This is a genomic window from Streptomyces sp. NPDC002574, from assembly GCF_042889545.1.
Classification (GTDB): Bacteria; Actinomycetota; Actinomycetes; order Streptomycetales; family Streptomycetaceae; genus Actinacidiphila.
Map to the genome: position 1 here is coordinate 413,706 of NZ_JBIARB010000005.1, position 21,958 is coordinate 435,663.

Genomic DNA, 21,958 nt, shown 5'->3' on the forward strand with positions numbered 1-21,958 from the left:
CGACATGACCTGTCCTCGAGACCCGTCCACGGCGCGCCGGAGCCGCTGGGCCCTGGCCGCCGCGCTCGCGGCCGCCACCGCGTTCAGCGGCGGCTGCGCGGGTCGGACCGGCCACTTCACGGACGCCCATGACGCGGCGGCCACGAGGGTGGCGGTGGCCGACGGGGCGCCGGCGAAGTACGTGCCCTGCGGCGATCCGCCGGTGAAGCTCGAGCCGACCGACCAGGACTTCCTCGACGGACTCGCGGCGGCGGGCGGGCCACCGCTGTACAAGATGTCGTACAGCGACGCGCGCGAGGTGCTGAACAAGCTGCAGGCCGGGCCCGTGGACATGCTGCCCGCCACGGTGAGCCGGCGGGACGTGCCGGGCGGTCCGACCGGGCCGGTCTCGATCCACGTCGTACGGCCCGAGGGGGCGAAGGGCGCGCAGCCCGCCATCGTCTACATCCACGGCGGCGGCTGGGTGCTCGGCAACTTCAAGACCCATGAGCGTCTGGTCCGCGAACTCGCCGACGGGGCGAAGGCCACGGTGGTGTTCGTCGACTACACCCCGTCGCCCGAGGCCAAGTTCCCCGTGCCCATCGAGCAGGCGTACACCGTCGCCAAGTGGGTCGCGGCCAACGGCGCCGAGATCGGCGTGGACTCCTCCCGCCTCGCCGTCGCCGGCGACTCGGTCGGCGGCGACATGACCGCCGCCGTCACGATGATGGCCAAGCAGCGCGGCGGCCCGCACTTCCGTCAGCAGGTCATGCTCTACCCGGTGACCAACGCGGACTTCGACACGCCGTCGTACCACCGCTTCGCGGAGAACTGCTGGCTCACCCGTCCCGCCATGCAGTGGTTCTGGGACGCGTACGCCCCCGACACCAAGGACCGCTCCAACCCGCTCGCATCGCCGCTGCGCGCCACCACCGAGCAACTGCGCGGCCTGCCCCCGGCGTTGGTGATCACGGACTCCGACGTGCTCTTCTCCGAGGCCACCGCGTACGCGCAGAAGCTGCGCGGCGCCGGGGTCCCGGTGACCCTCTCGCACTACGAGAAGATCACCCACGACTTCATGATGCTCAACGCCCTGAAGGACACCGCGTCCAACAAGGCGGCCGTCGCGGAGGCGACCGCGGCGCTCCGCGACGCGCTCCACGGCTCGGGCGAGGGCGGCGCCGGCAAGTAGCCCCGGCACGGCGACGAGGGGGCGGCCGGGCGGTCGGCCGTCCCCTCGTCGTTCCGTGACCGCCCCGCGGGGCGAATGCGCCGGACGGCCCCTCGACTGTGCGGGCAGGGCGGCGGACCGGGACACCGGGCGACGCCCCGGTCCGGCACGGACCGAAAGTCACCGCAGGGTGGGCACCGCTCCGCCGTCGAGGTGGGCGAGCGTGACGCCGGGGACGGTGCGGAGCCAGCGTTCGGCGGTGCGGGCGAGGGCGTCGGGGGTGGGTGGGGTGCGGCCGAGGCCGATGGCCCATCGTGCCTGCCGGGGGTCCGCGGTGAAGGGGCGCGGCCACGCGTGGGCGTCGACGACGCCCGCGGACTCCAGGGCGGTGAGCAGGCCGCGCACGCGGCCCCGGAAGCGGCCCACGGACCGGTCGAGGTCCTCGCCCGGGGCGGGGCGCACCGTGGCGACGGCCCAGGCGGCGTGCCGCCGGTGCAGCGGCGGAGGCGCGAGGAGCGCCGCCGTGTCAGCGCCCTCGTCGGCCAACTCCCATGCCCGGTACAGCTCCTGGGTCAGCAGGTCACAAAAGCCCGGTCCGGCCTGCTCGGTGCACGGGCGGACGGGGGCGCTCGGCGTGGCGACGGACACCGCCAGGGCCGCCGGGCCGGGGGCGCCGACCGGGGTGCGCCAGTCCCAGGCGGCCCAGGTCGCGAAGAACTCGCGGGCCAGCCCGGATGCGGGCGTGTCCGGGTGGTCGCCCACCGTGCGGGCCGCCAGCACGGTCCACGCGAGGCCGGGCAGTCCGCCGAAGGGTGCCGCGTCGAGACCGCGTGCCCGGGCCCACGCCTTCACGTGGCGGGCCAGGACGGCGAACCGGTCGTGCGCGCCGCCGACCAGGGCGAGCACGGCGTCCGCGTCGCTGACGGCGCTCAGCGCGACGGCGGCGGCCTCGCCGAGTTCCAGGCGGCGGTCGACCGCCTCGGCGGGGGCGAGCGGGCCGGTGGACACGACCACCAGGTCGACGTCCAACCTGTCCACGGTGAAGCGCAGCCCCGGCACGCGGGCCCCGGTGACCTGGCGCAGCCGTACGGCACCGGGCACCGCGGCGGCGACGCGCGCCGCCACCTCGTCCATGGCGGCCGTGTCGGCCGAGCCGGGCAGCGCGGCCACCAGGTCGAGGTCCGCACCGGGCAGGTGGCACCCCATGCGGCGGGACCCGGCAAGGTGCACCGCTCCGGGCCGCAGCGCCTGCGTCAACTGCTCCAGCACGCGGGCCGCTTCGGCGTCCCCGGCGGCCGGCGCGCGGCTGCCGTCCGGCGGCGGCTCGTCGTCCAGCCAGCGCAACGTTCCCGTTCCGAGGGTGACTTCGGCGCGCGGCCGCATCGGCTCGTCCCCGCGCCGCGACAGCAGGACGAGCGTCCCGACCCGGGCCGTCATCGGCGCCAGGCGGGCGGCCGTGGCGGCGGCGACGGGCAGTGGATCGGCGGTGCGGCCCAGGGTGAGGTGCGGGGTGTAGCCCTCGGCGCGGCCCCGGCAGCGCGGGAACCGCTCGGCGAGGGCGTGATGGAGCGCGGCCCAGGGTGCCGCGCCGGCCCCGGCCGGGTCGAGCCAGACAGTGGCGTCCTCGCGGTGGCCGAAGGTGTGGATGCCGTCCAGCCGCGCCGTGAACCCGGGCGTGGTCGCGGCCGCGGCGGCGAGCAGGGGCGCGGCGCGCTCGAAGGCATCCTCGGGGACGAAGCCGAAGAGCACATTGACGTGCGGCGGCCAGCGGTGGATCTGCGGGTCGTGCTCCCTGCGGACGTCCTGGAGGGCGGGGCGCAGTTCCTCGGGCGGGAGCCACGCCACGGCGGTGCGCGCGGTGGGCGCCGCGTCCAGGGTCCCGCTGTCCACGGCGTCCGTCGGGACGAGCACGGCCTGCACCCCGTAGTGGTCGGAGGCGAACAGCCCGTCGGGCGCGGGGGTGTCGCCGCGCAGCCGGGCGGCGGACGCGCGGAACACCCCGGCGTCGCGCAGCAGTACGCGGTCCAGGCGGGAGGCGCGGCCGGTGAGGGAGGACACGGCGGCGAGCGGGTTCGCCGCGGGGTCGAAGGTGGGGGTGGCGTCGGCGGCGCCGTGGACGTCGGTCCAGGCGTCACGGAGCCCGAGTGCGCGGGCCGGTGCGTCGCCGCCGTCGTTGAAGTCGCCGAGCACGACCAGGCCGGGGGTGTCGACGCCGGCCAGTCCCTCGGCCAGCCGGGCCAGTTCGATCTCCCGCCGGGCCGGGCCGTCCTCGGAGTGGTCGCTGGTCAGGTGGGTCGCGGCGACGACGAGCGGGCCCCGCCCGGTCTCCACGGTGATCGCGACGACGGCCTTGTGCGGGCCGAGGGCATGCACCGCGGACTCGCGCACGGGCAGCCGGCTCAGCAGCAGCACCCCGTGCTCCGCCACGTCGTGCGCCTCGGGGCCGTCCGGCGCGGCGCCCAGGGCGTAGTGCTCGCGCACCCAGGGCTCCTCGGTGATCATCGCGAGCAGGCGGGGTTCCACCTCCTGCAGCGCGATGACGTCGGCGCCGGACCGCTCCAGCGCGCGCAGCAGCAGGGGCCGGCGGCGGGCGGTGTCGATGAGGTGGCCGTCGTAGCGGTCCCACAGGGTGTTCCAGGTCAGGACGCGCACCTCCGCCCCGCCGCGCGTCGCGCCGGGCGCCGTGCCGCCGGATCGCCAGCCGGTGGCCGGGTCCCAGGTGTGCGGCGTCCGGGCGGTGAAGAACGGAGCGCGCAGCAATCGCGGTTCGCGGACGCGGCCCGCGTCGGTGGCGTCGATGCGGTCGACGCCGGTGGCACGGTCCCAGACGAGCTCGCCGTCGGCCTCGACGAAGAGCACACGGTGCCACGGGATCTCTCCTCCGGGCACGAAGGCCGGCAGCGGGACGCGCTTGGGGGCCGCGCCGCGCTGGAGGACGCCGAACACGAAGCGGGCCGGGTCGAAGCGGGCGTCCCAGCGGACCCGGTGGTAGATCTCCTCGCTGGTGCGCATCTCACCCCTCCTGTCCGGGCGCGGCGGCGCCGAGCGTGCCGTCGGTGTCCTCGACGGTGCCGCGCGGGCCCAGGTACCAGGTGCGGTGCGCGTGGCCCGGGTACGGGGGGTCGAAGCGGCGGGTCTGCGCGGTGAGCACGGCGTCGGGCACCGGGTGGTCGCGGACCGCGTTGCGGCGCGTCAGCTCGTCCTCCCCGACCAGCGCCACCACGTGCGTGACCAGGGCGTCGCGGCGGCGGGCCACCGTGTGCACCAGGGACCGCTGGTGCGGGTTGAGGGACGTGGCGTCCCACACCACCGTCGCACGTCCGGTCAGGGCGCTGTCCAGCCGTCGCAGTCCGTCGCGCAGCACCTCCTGGTTGGCCCGCTGGTCGGCCCGGGACCCGCGGGCGTCCCGCAGCTCGTCCAGGGACACGCGGGTGCCGACCCCGTCCAGGGCGGCGGCGAAGGTGCTCTTGCCGCTGCCGGCCGGGCCCACGAGGTGGATCAGCCGGGGGAAGTCGCCCGAGCGGTACCGCCAGGTCGCCGCGACGGCCTCCTCGGCGGTGCCGAGGCGCCCCTCGGCGTGCGCCTGCCGGGCCTCGGTCCAGCAGCGGTCGGCGGCGTCGCGGCCGAGTCCGGCGAGGGCGTCCCTCAGGCCGCCCCGCAGGGGCGCGAACGGCTCCTCGGCGAGCAGACCCGCCTCGTCGGCGTGCAGCGCCGACCACTCGGCCTGTTCGCGGGCGGTGCCGTCGGTCGCGACCGCGCCCGCGACGGCGTGCAGGACGCCCAGGTCGGCGGCGAGGGCGAGGCGGGCGAGCCCGGGGCGGCGGTCCTGGTCCGGGTACGGCAGGTGGAGCGTGGAGTGCAGTCCGACGAGGTCGGCGACGCGCCGGGCCGTCGCCATGCCGAGCGGTCCGGCGAGCCGCGGCGCGAGCGCCGTGCGGCGCGCACCGTGCAGCAGGGCGGCGAGCACGCCCGCCAGCCGGGCGTCCCCGGTCCGCCCCAGACCGTCGAGCCGGGCGGCCGCGTCCGCCGCGGCGGTGGCGGCGTGCGCGCCCTGCGCGGGCAGGCCGAGCGCCCCCTCCAGGGCCCCCGGGTCGGGTGCCGCGCCGGAACGGACCGCCCAGAGCGCTGCGGCCGGACCGAGCCCGTTCTCCACGACGGCGGCGTGCATCCAGTGCGTGTCGGTCCGCACGTGGTGCGGCCGTACCCACTTCGCCACCCGCTGTCCGAACTCCTCGCGCCCGAAGCCGTCCGCGGTGCGGACGACCCAGCCCTCCTGGCGGGTGGTGTCGACGCGCAGCGCGCGCAGGGCCCGTTCGTCGAACGTGCCGCGCCACAGCACGGGCGGTACGGGGACGCCGAGGCGGCGCAGGAAGTCCGTGGTGGAGTCCCAGTCCAGGCAGTCGTCGCCGTCCCAGACGGAGAAGCCGTAGAACCAGCTGTCCAGGGCGTCGTAGGCGAGCGAGTGCCGGGCGAAGAGGTTCTCCCCGCACACCCGCCGGCCGGCCGGGATGCCCGGCCCGATCCGGCCCTGGAGTGCCTTCACCCAGGCCCGTGAGGGGTGGTGCGCCGAGTCCGGCGACCGCGCGTGCAGGCCGTCGGTGTAGAGGGTGGTGTTCTCCCCGTCGAGCTTCTCGGTGACGACGACCTCGCGACCGCGCAGTCCGTCCAGGTCCCGGGCGCGCACATCGTCCGACGCGGCCCCCGGCGACCAGGGCAGATGCGGGGTGCGCGGATAGTGCGTACGCATGATGGCGGTGCTCCCCCGGATCCTTTGGTGCCCGGCCACTGTAGGAGCCGCGCGCACGCCCGCTCCATCGATTTTGCGCGGCCGACCGCGGCGCCGGCCGGGGCCGGTACGGGTCCGGCCGGTCACTCCGACGGCCGCATCGGTCGCGCCCCGTGACCGCCGCCCGCGCAGACTCGTCACCAACGTCCTGCCTGTCCCGAGGCGAAGAGAGTGACGATGCCTGCGAATCCGCTCGCGATATCCCGCCGCGCCCGTTGCCTGGCCGTACTCGTACCGGCGGCCGCCCTGGCGATCTCCTGCCCGGTGGCGGCGTCGCCCGCGGGCGGCAGCGGCACCGGGCGTGGCACCAGGCCGACGATCGTGCTGGTGCACGGGGCGTGGTCGGACGCGTCGGGCTGGCTCCCGGTCATCCGCGGACTGCAGAAGAACGGCTACACGGTCCTGGCGCCTTCCAACCCGCTGCGCGGGCTCGGCGCGGACTCCGCGTACCTGACGGCGGTCCTCAAGACGGTCAAGGGCCCCATCGTGCTCGTCGGCCACTCCTACGGCGGCGCGGTGATCACCAACGCCGCGGCGGGCAACCCCAATGTGAAGTCCCTGGTCTACATAGCGGCCTTCGCGCCGGATGCCGGGGAGAACGCCCGCCGGCTGATCGCCAAGTACCCCGGCAGCCATCTCGCCGACGCCTCGGCCCTGTTGCCCGCCGCGCTCCGCACGGTCCCGGTGCCGGACGAGGACGGCGGGGACGGCGGGCTGGAACTGTGGCTCAGGCCCGAGCGGTACAACGAGATCATGCTGAGCGACCGTGTTCCCGCCGCCACCGCGGCCTCGCTCGCGGCCGCGCAACGCCCCGCCGCCACCGGGATCGTGACCGAGGCGGCCCGGGCCGCGGCCTGGCGGACGATCCCCTCCTGGTACCTGGTCGCCACCGCCGACCAGGCCATCGGCGCCGCCAACGAGCGCTTCATGGCCCTCCGGGCCGGCGCCCACGTCGTCGAGGTGGACGCACCGCACGCCGTCCACGTCACGGCGCCGCGGGCCGTCACCGACCTGGTCCTCGAGGCCGCCCGCGCGGCCGGCCCCCGCATCGCCCCCTCCGCGAACTCCCGGCCCGTCGCGATGATGGCCGCGGCGGCGAGCATCTCCGTGGCGACCGGCACGGCCCTGTACGCCCTGACCCGCCGGCGCGAGACCCGCGGCCGCTGACCGTGCGCCGGGATCAGCCCGCGGGGCGGGCGAGCACGGTGGCGAAGGTCACGTCGACGAACGCGTCGAGCGGCTGGCGGTCCCGGACGAGCCTGGCCCGGGACATCGCCCCCTCGAAACCGCTCACCAGGTAGTCGGCCAGCGCCTCGGCCGGCACCGTCCGGGCGACCTCCCCCGCCTCCTGCGCCTCCCTCAGCGTCTCCGCGAGCGCCGCCTGCCAGCGCTGCAAGTGGGCGTGCACCGCCTCGCTCAGGGCCCGGCTGTGCGCCGGGATCTCCGCGGCCAGATTGGCGAGCAGGCAGCCGCGCGCGAAGTCGTTGCGCCCCGCGAGCGCCACGCGGTGCCGCAGGTTCTCCTCGATCCGGGTCACCGGGGAGACGGTCGGGGCGGCCAGGGTTTCCAGGGCCAGGGAGTTGGAGAAGCGGTCGACGGCATCGAGGCCGAGCGTCTCCTTGCTGCTGAAATGGTTGTAGAAGGACCCCTTCGGCACTCCGGCCGCGGCCACGATGTCCTGCACGCTCGTGCCGTTGTAGCCGCGCTCGTGGAACAGCCTGAGGCCGGCCTCGGCGATCCGCTCTTTTGTCGTCACGCTCACAGTATGACCGGTCGTCTCAGTGGCGAGGTCGGGAATGCCCACGGACGGTGCAGTGCTTATCCTGTCCAAGACGACCGGTCACATTAGGCCGTCACGTCCAGTACCGGCAGCGCCGCCGGCCCTACGACCTCACCGCACCGGAACCTGGAGACCATTCGTGCACCCCAACCCCCACGAGGCCGCGCACCGCAGAAGCCCCGTGCCGGTCCGGACATGGCTGCAGCCCGCCCTGATCGGCCTCGTCATCGTCTCGGCCTTCATCAGCTGCTACATCGGGGTGCAGCGGGACCCCCAGCCGCACCGGCTGCCGATCTCCGTCTCCGGCCACCTGCTCTCCGACGAGTTGCAGCAGGCGCTCGGCGACTCGGTCGACGTCCGCCCGGCGGCATCGACCGCCGACGCCCGCCTCGCGCTGGAGCGGCACGACGTGGTCGCGGCGCTCAGCGCCACCGACCACGGCGAGAAGCTGCGGCTCGAGGTCGCCGGCGCGAACGGCCTGTCGACCACCAACGCGGTGAAGAACCTGGTCTCGGCGTACGGCCACGGGGCCGGGAAGGACGTCGCCGTGCGCGACGTCGTACCGCTCGACCAGTACGACGCGCGCGGCCTCGCCGGCTTCTACGTGTCCTTCGGCGTGTCACTCGCGGGCTTCGTCCTCGCCCAGAACGCGCTGGGGCTCGGCCAGCTCCTCCACCTGCGGCACCGGCTGTCCCTGATCGCGGGCTTCTCCGCGGTCTCGGGCCTCCTCGCCGCCTTCATCGCCGGTCCCGTCCTGGGCGCCGTGCCCGCGCCCTTCCTGCCGCTCGCCTTCACCCTGGCCCTGCTGTCGGGGGCCGCCGCGTTCACGACGAAGCTGCTGGGCACCTACCTCGGGCCGCTGGGCGTGCCCGTCGCGACGCTCCTGCTGCTCACCATCGGCAACTCCACCAGCGGGGCGACGATCGGAACGGACCTGCTGCCCGGCGTGGGACGCGCCCTCTCGACGGCCCTGCCCCCGGGCGCGGCGGTACGGGCGGTCACCGACCTCACGTACTTCGACGGAGCCCACGCGCTCACCCCGCTCGCCACGCTCGCCCTCTGGGCGGGCGGCGCCGCGCTGCTCGTGGTGCTGCGCCCCCGGCTGAGCTCCGCCGTCCGCCGGCTCCCGCTGCGGAGGACCGCTGCGGCGGTCTGAGGCGGTACGGGTGGGCTCCCGGGGCGTACCCCACGACGCGAGGGAGCCGCCCGTGCGGCGCGCCTGCGGCGCTGCCGGGTTTTTTCCCCGCCCGCCCTCCCGGGTGCCCCGTGAAGTCACGCACCCCGGCGCGTGTTGTGTGGGGGCCGGGTTCGGGGCCTCCGGGGCTGCACGTCCTGGACTGGCATATTTACGCGCCTTTCCAGCACCTGCTCATCCCGTCCCGGCCCGGATACTGCGCACAAATATGCCGCACCGTCCAGAACATCCACCCCTACGACCCCGCCCCCTCCGGTGAGCTCATGCGCCTGATCCCCGGTGGGGGGTGAGTGCGGCACCGTGCTCGGGCCGATCGTTGGCGCGGCGCTGTCCAAGTGCCCAGCCGTCACCGCCAACAACACCCCACCGGGGACCAGGCGCGACAACCCACGGAGGGGGCGGAGGTGTTGGGGGCACCCCCGGCCGGAGGCTGGGGAAGGGTGGGTGTTCTGGACTGTGGAGCATATGCGGGTGCACGACCCGGGCTGATCGATTCGGGGTGCTCGAGGCACCTAAATGTGCTGTCCAGAATGGCCGGCCCCGGAGGCCCCGACCCCGGCGCCGAAGGAAACGCGCGCCGGGGTCACTGACTTCACAGGGCTGGGGGCACCCCCGGCCGAATGTTGGGGGAGGGAGGGCGGGCGGGCGGGGAAAAGCCCGCGGCGGGCGGGCCGTTACTTGGGGTCGCGGCGGAAGGATGCCGTCGACCAGCGATAGCCGAGCGCGGTGAGCGCGACGGACCAGGCCACCGCGAGCCATCCGTTGGAGCCGATCTCGGAACCGAGCAGCAGCCCTCGCAGGGTCTCGATCGCCGGCGTGAACGGCTGGTACTGGGCGATCGGCTGGAACCAGCCCGGCATCTCGTCGATCGGGACGAACGCACTCGAGATCAGCGGCAGGACGATCAGCGGCAGCGCATTGTTGCTGGCGGCCTCCGCGTTGGGGCTGACCATGCCCATCCCGACCGCGATCCAGGTGAGGGCCAGGGCGACCAGGGCCATCAACCCCAGGGCTGCCAGCCACTCCAGGGCCGTGGCGTCGGTGGAGCGGAAGCCGATGGCGACGGCGACCGCGCCGACCAGGACGACGCTGGCGATGGACTGCAGGACGCTGCCGACGACGTGCCCGATGAGTACGGACCCGCGGTGGATGGCCATCGTGCGGAAGCGGGCGATGATCCCCTCCGTCATGTCGTTGGAGACCGACACCGCGGTCCCGACCACCGTGCCACCGATGGTCATCATCAAGATGCCCGGCACGATGTACGCCACATATGCGGAGCGGTCGGCGCCGCCGCCCATGCCCGCGCTCATGACGTTGCCGAAGATGTAGACGAAGAGCAGCAGCAGGACGACGGGGGTGAGCAGCAGGTTCAGGGTCAGGGAGGGGTAGCGGCGGGCGTGCAGGAGGTTGCGGCGCAGCATGGTGGTGGAGTCGCGGACGGCGAGGGTGAGGGTGCTCATCGGACGGTCTCCTTGGTGGGGTGGGGCACGTCGGTGAGGGCGAAGAAGACGTCGTCGAGGTCGGGGGTGTGGACGGTGAGTTCGTCGGCGTGGATGCCGGTGGTGTCGAGGTGGTCCAGGAGGGTGCGCAGGGCGTGCTGGCTGCCGTCGCTGGGGAGTTGGAGGGTGAGGGCTTCGTCGTCGCGGGTGGCGTCGGGCAGTGCGGTGGCGGCGTTGTGGTGGTTCGTGGGGTCGGTGAAGCGGAGGCGGACGTGGCCGCCGGGGATGAGGCGTTTGAGTTCTTCGGCGGTGCCTTCGGCGGCGATGGTGCCGTGGTGGAGGACGGCGATGCGGTCGGCGAGTTCGTCGGCTTCTTCGAGGTACTGGGTGGTGAGGAAGACGGTGACGCCGGTGGTGACGAGTTCGCGGATGATCTGCCACATGTTGTGGCGGGAGCGGGGGTCCAGGCCGGTGGTGGGTTCGTCGAGGAAGATGATCCGGGGGTTGCCGACCAGGGTCATGGCCAGGTCGAGGCGGCGTTTCATGCCGCCGGAGTAGGTGGAGGCGGGTTTGCCGGCGGCGTCGGTGAGGTCGAAGCGTTCGAGCAACTCGGTGGCGGTGCGGCGTCCTTCGGGCTTGGGCAGGTGGTGCAGGTCGGCCATGAGGAGCATGTTCTCCTCGCCGGTGATCAGGCCGTCGACGGCGGAGAACTGTCCGGTGACGCCGATGGCGGCGCGGACGGCCTGCGGGGCGGTGGCCAGGTCGTGGCCCGCGACCTGGGCCTGTCCGCCGTCGGCGGAGATCAGGGTGGAGAGGATCTTGACGGCGGTGGTCTTGCCCGCGCCGTTCGGACCGAGCAGAGCGAAGACGGAACCGGCGGGGATCCGCAGGTCGATGCCGTCGAGGACGGTCTTGTCGCCGTAGGACTTCCGCAGCCCGACCGCGGAGACCGCGGCAGGCGCATTCCTTCCGATGGACGTGGGCATGACAGATGAAGGCATGGAGCCCTCCCATTCGAAGGGTGAAGTGGTGGGGAGCGGGCGAATCGGCGGAACGGGTGCTCAGGCCCGGGCGCGGCGCACGTCGATGTTGCCCCAGCGGGTCCTGGCGCGGACCTCGACGGTCTCCTCGGCCTTCGCCGGCGGTTCGGCGTCGGCGAGGGTGTTGCGCACCTGCCCGCGCTCGGAACTGACGTCGAGCCAGGCAGCGGTGCCCTCGCGGACGCCGACCTCGATGGCGCCGTACGAGTTCTCCAGCGAGACGGTGCCGCGGGCGACTTCGGCGACACGCAGCGTGCCGTGGGCGACAGTCGCGGTCACGGAGCCCTCGGCCCGCGCGATGTCGACGTTGCCGTGGGCGCCGCGCACCCGCAGGTCGCCGATCGCGGCCTCGACGCTCGTGGAGCCGTGCGAGTTCTTCAGTACGGCCGGGCCGTCGACGGTGCCGATGCACAGGCTCCCGGAGCTGGTGGCGATCTCGGCGGAGCCCTCGATCCGGTCGACGGTGATCGAGCCGTGGGAGGCAGTCAGTTCGAGCGGTCCGGTGGTGTCGAAACGGACGTCGCCGGAGGAGTTCTTCACCCGGACCTCACCGAGCCGGCCCTCGCCGAGCACCTGGGTCCAGGAGCCCGTGATGTCGACGCGCGAACCGACGGGCAGGTCGACCGTCACGTCCACGAGGCCGGAGGGCCCGACGAGGTAGCGCTGTTTCGTCCTGACGGTCAGGACGCCGTTGGCGAACGTGACCTCGGCCTGCTCGGCGGCCCGCACGTCCTTGTCCCGCTCGGGGTCGCGCGGCAGCACCTCGACGACCGTGTCGGGGCGGTCGCCCGCCGTGAAGCTGATGGACCCGGCGTCCACGCGGGCGATCACCGAGATCGGTGCGGGGGTGTCGAAAGTAGGCATGGCTGTCCCGTCCTCCTGGGTCTTCGTGGCGTCCCTGCTGGTGGGACGTGGTGCGGGTGAAGTGGGTCGGGCGGGGCGCGGCTAGCGCACCCAGCCCGTGAAGCTCTGTCCGACGGTGCGGGCCTTCTCCGTCGGGCGCGGTCGCGCGCCGCCGTCGACCGCGGCCGACACGGCGCGCACCAGCCAGGCGTTGACCGACAGGCCCTCGCGGTTCGCGGCCTCCTCGGCACGCACCTTGAGGTGCGCCGGCAGCCGCAGATTGACACGGGCGGTGCCTCCCTCGTCGCCGTCACCCGGTGCCGGGGCCGGCGACACGAGCGGCTCGGGGGCGCTCTTGTCCTCGTAGGCCTCGTCGCGCGGCGGCGGCGTCACCACGAAGTCCGGGTCGAGCCCGCGCAGCCGTAGGTCGACCGAGCCGGGGGCGAGTTCACGGGTGATCTCGTCCATCGCGGCGGAGAGCACGTTGAGCATGGTCAGGCGGGTCGCCGACTCCAGGGGAGCCGTGAGCCGCTCGGCCAGCTCGCGGGCTTCTTCACCGCCGGCTTCGGCGGCCACCGCGAGTTCCCGGCGGAGGTTGTCGACATAGGGCGTGAGGTCCATGACGCCATCATGGCACCACAGTGGCGCCACATGCAAGGCCATGCGGGACACGGCCAGAGGAGACGACTGACAATGCCACGTTGACCTGGTCGAATGCCCGGAAATCGAGGTGCGCCACTGCGACGCCACATGGCACCCGGGGCGTTCTGGCTCACGTCATGGCGCCACGATGGCACCACTCCGGCACACCCTTGCCCGGGCGAGCTCCAGCGGTGCGCCGTGCCGCCTCGGCCGCGAGGGGTGCGACTTCATCCCGCGCCCACCGCACGCTCGTTCGGGCGCCCCGCGTGGCCCCTACGCTCCCGGGCGCCGCCGACGTGACGAGGAGTGCGCCGTGTCCCAGGAATTCCAGGAGTCCCACGTGCCCCATCCGCTACCGACGCGGGCGGACCCCGACGTGCCCACACCTCCGACGCCGGCGGCCGCAGGGGGACGTACACCCTGCCTGTCCCGCTGGGCCGCGTCGAGAAGTCCTTCTGCATACGGCTGCGCGGCAATGACGGCCGCCGCAACGGCCCGGGCCCGCCGGGCGCCGGGCTCGACCCGCACGGCCCGCTGGCGCACACCCCCGGCGACGGCGACCCGTGGGTGGACACCTGGTGCTGCACCGACCCGATCTTCGTGGACGTGACGCGCTGACGATGCGTCAGGCACGTCAGGTGTGGTCCGGAGCCCCGCTGTCCGTCCGGGCCGCGGGGCTTCCGTCCTCCCGCGGCCGCAGTACGCGGATCGGCGCGCCGAACGCGGCCCGGTCCGTCGCGGAGCGCAGTGCGGCGAGCAGCCGGGGCCCGGCCAGCAGCACCAGCAGGGCGTTGAGGACCCCGCGCGGGATGTCCCAGCCGAGCGAGGTGGTGAGGTAGAAGGCCGCGTAGTGGCGCAGGTTGGCCAGTGCGCCGGCGTGCGGGTGGTACGCGGTCGCGGCGGCCTGGTCGACCAGTCCGGCAGGCCAGAACCACAGGTTCATCACGACGCCGTAGAACAGGCCCCCGGCCAGCGCGTACCCGACCAGCAGGGCGATCTCCCAGCGGCCGCCGACCTTGCGTGGCAGCAGCCCGGCGCCGAGTCCCACCCAGGAGGCGGCGAGCATCTGGAACGGCAGCCAGGGTCCGATGCCGGCGGTGAGCAGGGCCGAGGCGAACATGGCCGTGCTGCCGAGGGCGAAGCCGAAGGCGGGCCCCATCACCCGTCCGCCCAGCAGGAAGACGACGAACATCGGCTCCAGGCCCGCGGTGCCCGCGCCGAGCGGGCGCAGTGCGGCACCCACGGCGGACAGCACACCCAGCAGCGCCACGGCCTTCGCGTCGGCGGTCCCGTCCAGGAGCGCGCTGAGGACGACACCGAGGATCAGCAGCGTGAGCGCGGCGAACAGCCAGGGGGCGTCCTGGCCGTGGGCGACCGGGGAGGAGGCGTCGGCGAGGAAGGGCCAGCCGAAGCCGGCGAGCCCGACCAGCGAGACCAGGACGAGCGCGACCGCGGAACGCGGGCCGATGCGCGGCAGCCCGGGAGTGCGGGAGGCCAGGTGAAGGACGTGCTCGCCGTCGGCGGGCGTCGGTGCGCCGGTCATGCCGGGGCCTCCTGGGACGTGCCGAGTACCTGGAGCGCGACGCGGGCCTCGTCGACGGTGAGCAGCGGCGCGGGCGCGAGGACCTTGGCGGTCTGCGGTGCGAACGCGGGTGACGCGGCCAGCGCGGCGACGGCGTCCTCGTCGGCGACGATCTCGCCGTCGGCGAGGACCGCGACGCGGTCGGCGGCCGCGGCGGCGAGTTCCACGTCGTGGGTGACCAGCAGCACCGCGTGCCCCTCGGCGGCCAGTTGCCGCAGGATCGTGGTGGCGCGGGCCTTGGCAGGGTAGTCCAGGCCGCGGGTCGGCTCGTCGAGCAGCAGCAGTTTCGGGCGGCGGGCGAGGAGTACGGCCAGCGCGAGGGCGAGCCGCTGGCCGCTGGACAGGGCGCGCGGGTGGGCCTGCGGGTCGATGCCCGGCACCAGTCGCTCCAGCAGCGCGGCCGTCGTGCCGGGCATCGCTCCGGCTTCGCGGTCGGCGCCCGCGCACTCGCGGTCGACCCGGTCGGCGAGCAGCAGGTCGCCGGGGTCCGAGGGCACCATGCCGACGGCCGCCGCGATCTGGCGGCGCTTCAGTCTGAGGGGGTTCTCGCCGGCCACACGCACCTCACCCGCGGTGGGCCGGTGCATTCCTGCCAGGCAGGACAGGAGGGTGGACTTGCCGGCGCCGTTGCGGCCCATGAGCGCGGTGACCCGGCCCTCGTGCAGCGTGAGGTCGACCCCGCGCAGCGCGGGCACCGGTCCGTGGTGCGCCACGAGCCCGCGCAGCGACGCGACGACCTCACCCCGCGCCGGCGTCTCGCGCGGCACCGGTGCCGCCGCGAGCAGCGGATGACCGGCGGCCCTGCGGCGCGCGTCGCGCACGCTCAGCGCGACGGGGCTCCAGCCCAGCAGCCGGGACAGTTCCACGACCGGCGGTGCCACCGGCGCGTCGGCCAGGATGTCGGCGGCCGCCCCGTAGCGCACCGCTTCGCCGCCGCCGGGGACCAGCAGGGCGGCGTCCGCGTACTGCGCGACCCGTTCCAGCCGGTGCTCGGCGAGCAGCACCGTCGTGCCGAGGTCGTGTACGAGCCGGGTCAGGGCGGCGAGCACCTCCTCGGCGGCCGGCGGGTCGAGGGCGCTGGTCGGCTCGTCCAGCACGAGCAGTCCGGGCTGCGCCGCGAACGCGGCGGCCAGCGCGACCCGTTGCTGCTGTCCGGCAGAGAGCGCCTGCAGGGACCGGGACCGCAGGTCGGCCAGCCCCAGCAGGTCGAGGGTCTCCTCCACCCGGCGGCGCATGGCCTCGGGCCGCAGCGCCAGGCACTCCAGCCCGTAGGCGATCTCCTCCTCGACGGTGTCGGCCACGAAGGCGTCCGCCGGACGTTGCGGCACGACGCCGACGGCGTCGGCGAGGTCGCGCGGGGCGTGCGCGGCCGTGTCCCGGCCGGCGGTGGTCACCGTGCCGTACAGGGTGCCGCCCGTCGCGTGCGGGACGGCCCCGTTGACGGTGCGCAGGAGCGTGGACTTGCCGCTGCCCGTGGCGCCCACGACCAGCACGAGCTCCCCGTCGGGCACGGCCAGGTCGACCCCGGCGAGCACCGGCGCGGTCGACCGCGGATAGCGGAAGGAGACCTGCTCCCAGTGGACGGCGTTCACGGATGCTTCCTCGGCTGGTCGGTGGGCCGCCCCGGTCCGGCGGAGACGGGGGTCCGGTCGTGGTCGCCCGGTGGCGGCGGCGTGAGGTGGGCGGGCAGCAGGGCGCAGAGCACCCCGGCCGCGGCGAGCAGCGGCAGGCCCGGCGGCTCCAGCGACCAGGGGTCGGGGGCCAGCGCGGCGGCCGGTGAGGTGAGCACGAAGCAGAGTGCGGCGAGGCCGCCGCTCACGACAGTGGCCCATTCGGGAAGCGCCCACGGGTCGGGGCGGTAGCGGGTGCGCTGGACGGCGGCGCCGCCCAGGCGCATCCCGGCGACGCAGCCGAGCAGCCCGATCGCCAGCAGCACCGGACCGGCGCGGCCCGTGGTCACCGCGCCGAGCGGGCCGGCGGGAAGGGTGGTCGAGGAGTCCAGGAGGCCGTAGACCCCGACGACGACGGAGGCGAGGCCGCCGAGCAGCAGCGCGTGCACGGCGGCGCGGCGCCCGGCCGGTACGGCGTCGCGCCGCCCGTACCCGCGCGCGTCGAGCGCGGCGGCGGTGGCGAGGGCGCGGTCCAGTGCCTCTTCGAGCACGGGAGCGGCGATCGAGAGCGTGCCGCGCAGTCCGCGCACGGGCAGCGCCCGCAGCCGCCGGGCACGGCGGACCCGGCCGACCGCGGCGACGAGTTGCGGCGCCGCGCTGAGCGACACGGTGACGGCGACGCCGAGTTCGTGCAGGGCGCGCGGCAGCGCCCGCAGCAGCCGGGCAGGACTGGCCAGCGCGTTGGCGGCGCCGAAACACAGCAGCATGACGCCCAGGCGCACGCCGTCGCACAGTGCCGAGTACACCGCTTCCGCGGTCACCGGGCCGCCGAGCCTGACCCCGGACATCCACGACGGCAGCGGGATCGCGGGCAGGTCGAGCAGCACGGTCGTACCGCCGTAGCCGACCAGCAGGGACTGGAGCACCAGCCGCAGCACCACCACCGCGACGGCCAGTTTCAGGAAGACGCCGTAGGCGGCCGCCCAGGGCGCGCGGGTGCGGCGGGCGGCCACCACGTAGCCCGCCGAGGCGCCGATGAGGGCCAGCAGCAGGATGTTGGTGGTGCGGCTCGCCGCGGTGGCGAGCCCGAGGGCCCACACCCACCAGGCGAACGGGTGGAGTTGGCGGGGCAGCAGCAGCCGCGCGCCGGGGCGCGGCATCAGCCCGACACCTCGGGGGGCCTGCGGTCGCGCCGACGGGTCCGCAGGACGGCGGCGCCGGCGAGGGCCGCCACCGCGACGGCGCCGGCCAGCAGCGGCCAGCCGTTCCAGCCCTGTTCGCCGGAACGCGCGCCGGCCGACCGCACACCGCTCACGGACGCGACGGCGCCAGGGCTGCCCGTGGCGTCGGCCGCCTCGGTGCGGGAGCCGGGCGACGGGCTCGGGTCCGGGCTCGGGGCGGCCCCGGCCCCTGCGGTCGCAGAGGGGCGGGACGTGGCACCCTTGCCGGTCGCGCTCGGGTGCGCCGCCGGGTGCGAGGCGGCCGCACCGGTGCCCGAGCCGCCCGTGCCCGTACCTCCGCTACCGCTACCTGACGGAGTATCGGATCCGCGGCCGGAGGTTCCCCCGCCGGGCTTCGCGGTGGTCCGCGTCGGCCGGGGCGTCGGTGTCGGAGTCGGCGTGACCGCACTGCGCGGCGACGGCGGCTCGTTGGCGCCGGAGTCCTGCCACACCCACGCGTCGATGCCGCCCTTCGCCGGAGTGCGGCCCGCCGGTCCCGCCGCGCCGTACACCCAGGTGCTGGTGCCGGGGAGCATGTACCAGTACGACCAGTACGTGTCCTTGTCCACCGCCCCGCATCCCGTACCGGGAGCGCCGTCCAGCGCGCAGACGAAGCCGCCGCCGTAGGGGCCGGAGCCCAGCCGGACCGAGAAGCCCGCCTGCTGCAGCGCCTGGATGCCGCTCTGCGGCGACGGCGCGCACCCGGTCCTGCTCGGGTACGGGGCGTCCGGGACACCGCGGTCCTCCACCACGACCAGCACGCCGGAGCAGCCCCCTGCCGCCCCGGCCGGGGCGGCGGCGGGCCACAGCAGCGCCGCGGCCGCGGCGGCGCAGGCCGCCAGCGCTGCCGAACCCTGCCGGATCACGCCCCGGTTCCCGGGGAGCGGCGGCGCCGGACGGCGGCCACGGCCGCGGCACCCGCCGCGAGCAGCGCCGCGGAACTCGCCGCCAGCGGCAGCGCGGATGTGCCGGTGCTGGCCAGCGCGCCGCCGGTGCCGCCGCTGTCACCGGAACCGCCTGAACCGGTCGTGCCGGTGGGGGCCCGCGTCGTCGCGCTCGGGGTGGGCGTGGCGGTGGCGGAGGGGTCCTGGGTGCCGGTGGGGGTCGCCGAGCCGCCGGGTTCGGTGGGCTCACCGGTCCCGGTGGGCGTGGCGGTGGCGGAGTCACTGGCCGTGGGGCTCGGCGACGAGCAGTCCAGGGTGGCCAGTCCGTCCGTCGCACCGGCGCCGTCCACGGTCGCGTACGAGATCCCGGACAGGGCGGTCACGGCCTGCACGGTCGCGCGCAGCGCGCTGCCGTCGGCCTTGGCCTCCTGGTAGCCCACCGCGCCGCGGTCCTTGGCCGCGCCCTCGCAGCCGACCTGACGCCCGCGCAGCCAGTCCGCGCCCTTGTCCGCGGCCGCGCCGCGCCCGCCGGCCCGCAGGGCCTGGGTGGCGAGGGCGGTCGAGTTGGCGTTCACCACCGCGGTCGGACCCGTGCCGGCGAAGCCGCCGTCCTTGCCCTGCTTCTTCTCCAGCCAGTCCAGCGCCTTGCCCGCGGGCGCGTCCTCGTCGCCGACGGCGAGCAGGGCCTGCACGACCATGCCGGTGCCGTCCGCGTCGGAGTCGCACTCCGCGGGGGTGTCGGGGAAGAAGACCGGGAAGCCGCCGTCGGCGCACTGGTTGGCCAGGAGGAAGTCCACGGCCGCGCCGGGCACCGCGGCGCCGTCCCGCTCCAGCGCGATCAGGGCCAGCGACTGCGTCAGCGTGTTGGAGTAGTCGTTGACCTCGGTGCCGCCGAAGGCGGCGTGGTCGGTGAAGCGGCCGCTCGGCTGCATACGGGAGTTGAGCTGCGCGATCAGGTCGCGGCCGGCGAACGCGCCGGGGTCCCGGTGTCCCGCCTCGGCCACCAGCGCGAGCTTCGCCAGCGACCCCGCGTAGATGTCGCCCGGCGTGTCACCGGTGAGGTACGACTCCGCGTGCGCGGCCAGCCAGTCGGTCGCGGCGGCCGTCTCGCCCTTGCCCGTGTGCGTGGCCGACAGGGCCAGCACGACGTCGGCCGTGAGACCGGGGTCGGCGCCGAAGTCGCCCTCGACGTGGTCGCCGTCCTTCAACTGGCGGCCCGCCCACCCGGCCGCGGCCGCGGCGTCCGACGGCGCGGCCGGAGCGGCCGCGGCGGAGGTCGCCTGCAGGGCGACGAGGGTGGCGGTGATGAGCGCGGGAGCGACCGTGCGGCCGGATATGCGCAACGAAGCCTCCTGAACGGTGGCCCTCGGGACGCACCCCGGGAGAACGGCCGCGAGCGAGGCGGGCGGCCGTGCCCGTGGGCCTCGTCCCGTGACCGCGACGGATGAGAACCGGTGCCGCCGATGGGTCATCGGGCTCGCCGCGGACGGCATCACGGATGCCGCGCGGCCCACCGTTGCGGGCCAGCGCCGGAATTCGACCGGCTTCCCCCACCAGAGGCGGAGGGAAGGCTATGTCCCGGGACCGCGCCGCTTCAAGGTGGCACCGTCGAGTGTGACAACACCCACGCGCCCGTCACCTGCGGCAACGCCCGCCGGCGCCGCCCCCGTACGGCGAACTCCCCTGCCCCTCGCCGACGTTGGACCCGAAATGACGGGAGGCTCCCGCCCGCCGGCACGTGCCCGGTCGCACCTGTGGCACCGGCACGCGGGGCGCGCCGGCCCGGAGCGTCCGGCCGGGTGCCTCGGCCCACGGGCCCGGTCAGCGGCGCAGCAGGTACGTGTCCATGATCCATCCCTTGCGGGCACGGGCCTCGGCCCGCAGCGCGCGGATGCGCTCGGCGGTCTCCGCGAGGGGACCGGAGACGAGGATCTCGTCGTCCGTGCCGAGGTAGGCGCCGTAGTGGATCTCGACGCCCTCGGGGTCGATCCCGGCGAAGGCCGCGTCGCCGTCGAGCATGACGACGACGTCGTCGACACCGTCGGGCAGGCCCCCCTCGGCGAGCCGGCGGCCGGTGGTGATCTGCACCGGCCGGCCGACGCGCGTGAGCGTCGTGCGGTGGCGGGCGGCCAGCACGGAGACGCTGCTGATGCCGGGGATCACCTCGTAGGTGAAGGCGGTGGCGTCGACGCGGGCGTGGACGTCGTCAAGGACGGCGATGACGCTGTCGTAGAGGCTGGGGTCGCCCCAGACGAGGAAGGCCGCGGTCTCCTCCGGGCCGACCTGCTCCGCGAGGAGGCGTTCGACCACGTCGGCCCGGCGCCGGCGCCAGTCCTCGACGGCGGCCGGGTAGCCGCGGGCGGTGCGGTCGCGCTCGGCGTCGGGGACCTCCACGACGCGATGGCCGGGGCGGGCGTGCTCCTCCAGCATGCGGTGGCGCAGCCGGACGAGTTCCTGGCGTTCGCCGGTCTTGCCCAGGACGAGGAAGACGTCGGTCCGGGCGATCGCCTTGACCGCCTGGAGGGTGAGGTGGTCGGGGTCGCCGGCGCCGATGCCGATCACGCGTATGTGTCGCATGGGGCGATTGTGCCGCGTGTTGGCCCTGGTACGCGGCCCCGAACGGCCTGTTCCCGGGGGGCCTGTGAGGTCCGTCACCCCGGTCCGGGCGATTACGGCAGCGCATAGTAGACGGCCACCAACCGGCATATGCGAGCCATCACCATCGGAACGGACATTTCTCGTACAACGGGGCGGACCGCACGGGATCCGCGTGTCGCTTCCGGCCGTCCGCCGGGCACGAACGGCATCCTGAAGGAACGTCAGATTTTCACAACAAGGCGCCGAACGGGCATACGCATGCCCCGCTTCGCGGCGCAAGGATCGTCTTCGCTACGAGTCGGCGTAGTAACGATCTTCCATTGCCCCGCTCTCGGGCCGGTCCGCACAATGGCCGAGCCCGCACGGCGTCACAGCAGCTCAGGCGGGATGTGAACACGGACGCCGAACCACCGAGTGAGGTCACGCAATGACGAACCACCGCCGGAAGACACGCCATCGCAAGATCGTCGTCGCCGCTCTCGCCGTCGCCGCCGTGGGGGTGCCCTCGGTCGCCATGGCATCCATCGACAGCCCGCAGGACGCCCGCCACGGCGCCTGGTCGCGCGGGCACTGGAACAACACGCCCTGGCACGGTCAGTGGTCGCACGGCAACTGGGCCGGCGCGCCCTCCTCCGCCCCCGAGGCACCCGCGCCCCCTGCCTCCGCCCCCTCCCAGGCACCCGGCGAGGCGCCGTCCGGCGCCCCCGTGACCGGGAACGTCACCACGCTCGTGAAGCTGGTGAACCAGGAGCGCTCCAAGGTCGGCTGCTCCCCGGTGAGGCTCAACGGCAAGCTGACCGACGCCGCCCAGGAGCACAGCGCCGACATGGCTGAGACGGGCACCATGTCGCACACCGGCTCGGACGGCTCCACGCCCTCGGACCGGATCAGCGCCGCCGGCTACAACTGGCGCTCCTACGGCGAGAACGTGGCGTACGGCTACTCCTCCCCCTCGGCCGTGATGAAGGGCTGGATGGACAGCCCCGGTCACAAGCGGAACATGCTGGACTGCTCCTTCAAGGAGATAGGAGTCGGCCTGGCGCAGCCGGGCAGCTACTGGACCCAGGACTTCGGCGCCACGCGCTGAGGTGACGCCCGAGGGGCCCGGGCCCCCACGCCGCCGGGCCCCCCCGGGTGTGGGGGGGTCGGGGGGGGGGGATCCCACGCCCCGCCCCACCGCGGTGTT

18 protein-coding genes and 1 riboswitch are annotated in these 21,958 nt (G+C 74.9%); of the genes, 5 read left to right on the forward strand and 13 right to left on the reverse strand.

What is annotated here, in order from left to right; genetic code table 11:
- The first annotated feature begins 4 nt into the window (after positions 1–4).
- The gene (locus ACFYXS_RS14500; protein WP_389247701.1) at positions 5–1,171 is read left to right on the forward strand and encodes an alpha/beta hydrolase; all 1,167 of its coding nucleotides are present in this window, start codon (positions 5–7) and stop codon (positions 1,169–1,171) included.
- Positions 1,172–1,330: 159 nt separating this feature from the next.
- Here ACFYXS_RS14500 and ACFYXS_RS14505 read toward each other — a convergent pair whose 3' ends face one another.
- Both ACFYXS_RS14505 and ACFYXS_RS14510 read right to left on the reverse strand, forming a co-directional pair.
- Complete coding sequence (locus ACFYXS_RS14505; RefSeq protein ID WP_389247703.1) at positions 1,331–4,162, reverse strand: poly(A) polymerase; 2,832 nt, start codon at positions 4,160–4,162, stop codon at positions 1,331–1,333.
- A gap of 1 nt (position 4,163) precedes the next feature.
- Positions 4,164–5,897: an RNA ligase family protein gene (locus ACFYXS_RS14510; protein ID WP_389247705.1), complete on the reverse strand. Its 1,734-nt coding sequence runs from the start codon at positions 5,895–5,897 to the stop codon at positions 4,164–4,166.
- Positions 5,898–6,113: 216 nt separating this feature from the next.
- Between ACFYXS_RS14510 and ACFYXS_RS14515 the strand changes: the two genes are divergently transcribed.
- Positions 6,114–7,103 carry an alpha/beta fold hydrolase gene (locus ACFYXS_RS14515; RefSeq protein WP_389247706.1) on the forward strand — a complete coding sequence of 330 codons (990 nt, stop codon included), beginning with the start codon at positions 6,114–6,116 and terminating at the stop codon, positions 7,101–7,103.
- 13 nt (positions 7,104–7,116) lie between these two features.
- On the opposite strand, the gene ACFYXS_RS14520 is transcribed toward ACFYXS_RS14515, so the two are convergent.
- Entirely contained in the window at positions 7,117–7,692 is a 576-nt protein-coding gene (locus ACFYXS_RS14520; protein ID WP_389247707.1) for a TetR family transcriptional regulator C-terminal domain-containing protein, read from the reverse strand.
- 163 nt (positions 7,693–7,855) lie between these two features.
- On the opposite strand from ACFYXS_RS14520, the gene ACFYXS_RS14525 reads away from it, so the two are divergent.
- Positions 7,856–8,872 (forward strand): hypothetical protein, encoded by a 1,017-nt coding sequence (locus ACFYXS_RS14525; protein ID WP_389247709.1) that lies wholly within the window; start codon positions 7,856–7,858, stop codon positions 8,870–8,872.
- Positions 8,873–9,585: 713 nt separating this feature from the next.
- Here ACFYXS_RS14525 and ACFYXS_RS14530 read toward each other — a convergent pair.
- The 4 genes from ACFYXS_RS14530 to ACFYXS_RS14545 form a co-directional block, all read right to left on the reverse strand.
- Positions 9,586–10,374, reverse strand: a complete 789-nt coding sequence (locus ACFYXS_RS14530) for an ABC transporter permease (protein ID WP_389247711.1) — start codon at positions 10,372–10,374, stop codon at positions 9,586–9,588.
- Positions 10,371–11,354: an ATP-binding cassette domain-containing protein gene (locus ACFYXS_RS14535; protein WP_389247713.1), complete on the reverse strand. Its 984-nt coding sequence runs from the start codon at positions 11,352–11,354 to the stop codon at positions 10,371–10,373. The genes ACFYXS_RS14530 and ACFYXS_RS14535 overlap by 4 nt, the downstream gene beginning before the upstream one ends.
- A 60-nt stretch (positions 11,355–11,414) precedes the next feature.
- Entirely contained in the window at positions 11,415–12,257 is an 843-nt protein-coding gene (locus ACFYXS_RS14540; protein ID WP_389247715.1) for a DUF4097 domain-containing protein, read from the reverse strand.
- An 81-nt stretch (positions 12,258–12,338) separates the two neighbouring features.
- Positions 12,339–12,857 carry a hypothetical protein gene (locus ACFYXS_RS14545; RefSeq protein ID WP_389247717.1) on the reverse strand — a complete coding sequence of 173 codons (519 nt, stop codon included), beginning with the start codon at positions 12,855–12,857 and terminating at the stop codon, positions 12,339–12,341.
- A 327-nt stretch (positions 12,858–13,184) separates the two neighbouring features.
- Here ACFYXS_RS14545 and ACFYXS_RS14550 point away from each other — a divergent pair, with 327 nt between their 5' ends.
- Entirely contained in the window at positions 13,185–13,496 is a 312-nt protein-coding gene (locus tag ACFYXS_RS14550; RefSeq protein WP_389247719.1) for a hypothetical protein, read from the forward strand.
- Between the two features lie 16 nt (positions 13,497–13,512).
- On the opposite strand, the gene ACFYXS_RS14555 is transcribed toward ACFYXS_RS14550, so the two are convergent.
- The 6 genes from ACFYXS_RS14555 to cobF all read right to left on the reverse strand — a co-directional run bounded on the left by ACFYXS_RS14555 (position 13,513) and on the right by cobF (position 20,751).
- Complete coding sequence (locus tag ACFYXS_RS14555) at positions 13,513–14,421, reverse strand: ECF transporter S component (RefSeq protein WP_389247721.1); 909 nt, start codon at positions 14,419–14,421, stop codon at positions 13,513–13,515.
- The gene (locus tag ACFYXS_RS14560; protein ID WP_389247723.1) at positions 14,418–16,052 is read right to left on the reverse strand and encodes an ABC transporter ATP-binding protein; all 1,635 of its coding nucleotides are present in this window, start codon (positions 16,050–16,052) and stop codon (positions 14,418–14,420) included. The genes ACFYXS_RS14555 and ACFYXS_RS14560 overlap by 4 nt, the downstream gene beginning before the upstream one ends.
- Positions 16,049–17,230 (reverse strand): energy-coupling factor transporter transmembrane protein EcfT, encoded by a 1,182-nt coding sequence (locus ACFYXS_RS14565; protein ID WP_389247725.1) that lies wholly within the window; start codon positions 17,228–17,230, stop codon positions 16,049–16,051. Before ACFYXS_RS14565 ends, ACFYXS_RS14560 begins: the two co-directional genes overlap by 4 nt.
- Positions 17,230–18,156, reverse strand: coding sequence for a hypothetical protein (locus ACFYXS_RS14570; RefSeq protein WP_389247727.1), 927 nt, complete (start codon positions 18,154–18,156; stop codon positions 17,230–17,232). Before ACFYXS_RS14570 ends, ACFYXS_RS14565 begins: the two co-directional genes overlap by 1 nt.
- Positions 18,153–19,517, reverse strand: a complete 1,365-nt coding sequence (locus ACFYXS_RS14575) for a prenyltransferase/squalene oxidase repeat-containing protein (RefSeq protein ID WP_389247729.1) — start codon at positions 19,515–19,517, stop codon at positions 18,153–18,155. Before ACFYXS_RS14575 ends, ACFYXS_RS14570 begins: the two co-directional genes overlap by 4 nt.
- Positions 19,518–19,639: 122 nt before the next feature.
- A riboswitch (cobalamin riboswitch) is annotated at positions 19,640–19,725 on the reverse strand.
- A 270-nt stretch (positions 19,726–19,995) separates the two neighbouring features.
- Entirely contained in the window at positions 19,996–20,751 is a 756-nt protein-coding gene (cobF, locus tag ACFYXS_RS14580; protein ID WP_389247732.1) for a precorrin-6A synthase (deacetylating), read from the reverse strand.
- A 448-nt stretch (positions 20,752–21,199) separates the two neighbouring features.
- Between cobF and ACFYXS_RS14585 the strand changes: the two genes are divergently transcribed.
- A complete protein-coding gene (locus tag ACFYXS_RS14585; protein ID WP_389247734.1) occupies positions 21,200–21,859 on the forward strand; it encodes a CAP domain-containing protein in 660 nt (219 codons plus the stop codon).
- The last annotated feature ends 99 nt before the right edge of the window (positions 21,860–21,958 follow it).

Coding starts and splice junctions, on each gene's coding strand:
- ACFYXS_RS14500 (WP_389247701.1), top strand. CDS start 5: ATGACCTGTCCTCGAGACCCGTCCACGGCGCGCCGGAGCCGCTGGGCC.
- ACFYXS_RS14505 (WP_389247703.1), bottom strand. CDS start 4,162: ATGCGCACCAGCGAGGAGATCTACCACCGGGTCCGCTGGGACGCCCGC.
- ACFYXS_RS14510 (WP_389247705.1), bottom strand. CDS start 5,897: ATGCGTACGCACTATCCGCGCACCCCGCATCTGCCCTGGTCGCCGGGG.
- ACFYXS_RS14515 (WP_389247706.1), top strand. CDS start 6,114: ATGCCTGCGAATCCGCTCGCGATATCCCGCCGCGCCCGTTGCCTGGCC.
- ACFYXS_RS14530 (WP_389247711.1), bottom strand. CDS start 10,374: ATGAGCACCCTCACCCTCGCCGTCCGCGACTCCACCACCATGCTGCGC.
- ACFYXS_RS14535 (WP_389247713.1), bottom strand. CDS start 11,354: ATGCCTTCATCTGTCATGCCCACGTCCATCGGAAGGAATGCGCCTGCC.
- ACFYXS_RS14540 (WP_389247715.1), bottom strand. CDS start 12,257: ATGCCTACTTTCGACACCCCCGCACCGATCTCGGTGATCGCCCGCGTG.
- ACFYXS_RS14545 (WP_389247717.1), bottom strand. CDS start 12,857: ATGGACCTCACGCCCTATGTCGACAACCTCCGCCGGGAACTCGCGGTG.
- ACFYXS_RS14555 (WP_389247721.1), bottom strand. CDS start 14,421: ATGACCGGCGCACCGACGCCCGCCGACGGCGAGCACGTCCTTCACCTG.
- ACFYXS_RS14565 (WP_389247725.1), bottom strand. CDS start 17,230: ATGCCGCGCCCCGGCGCGCGGCTGCTGCTGCCCCGCCAACTCCACCCG.
- cobF (WP_389247732.1), bottom strand. CDS start 20,751: ATGCGACACATACGCGTGATCGGCATCGGCGCCGGCGACCCCGACCAC.
- ACFYXS_RS14585 (WP_389247734.1), top strand. CDS start 21,200: ATGACGAACCACCGCCGGAAGACACGCCATCGCAAGATCGTCGTCGCC.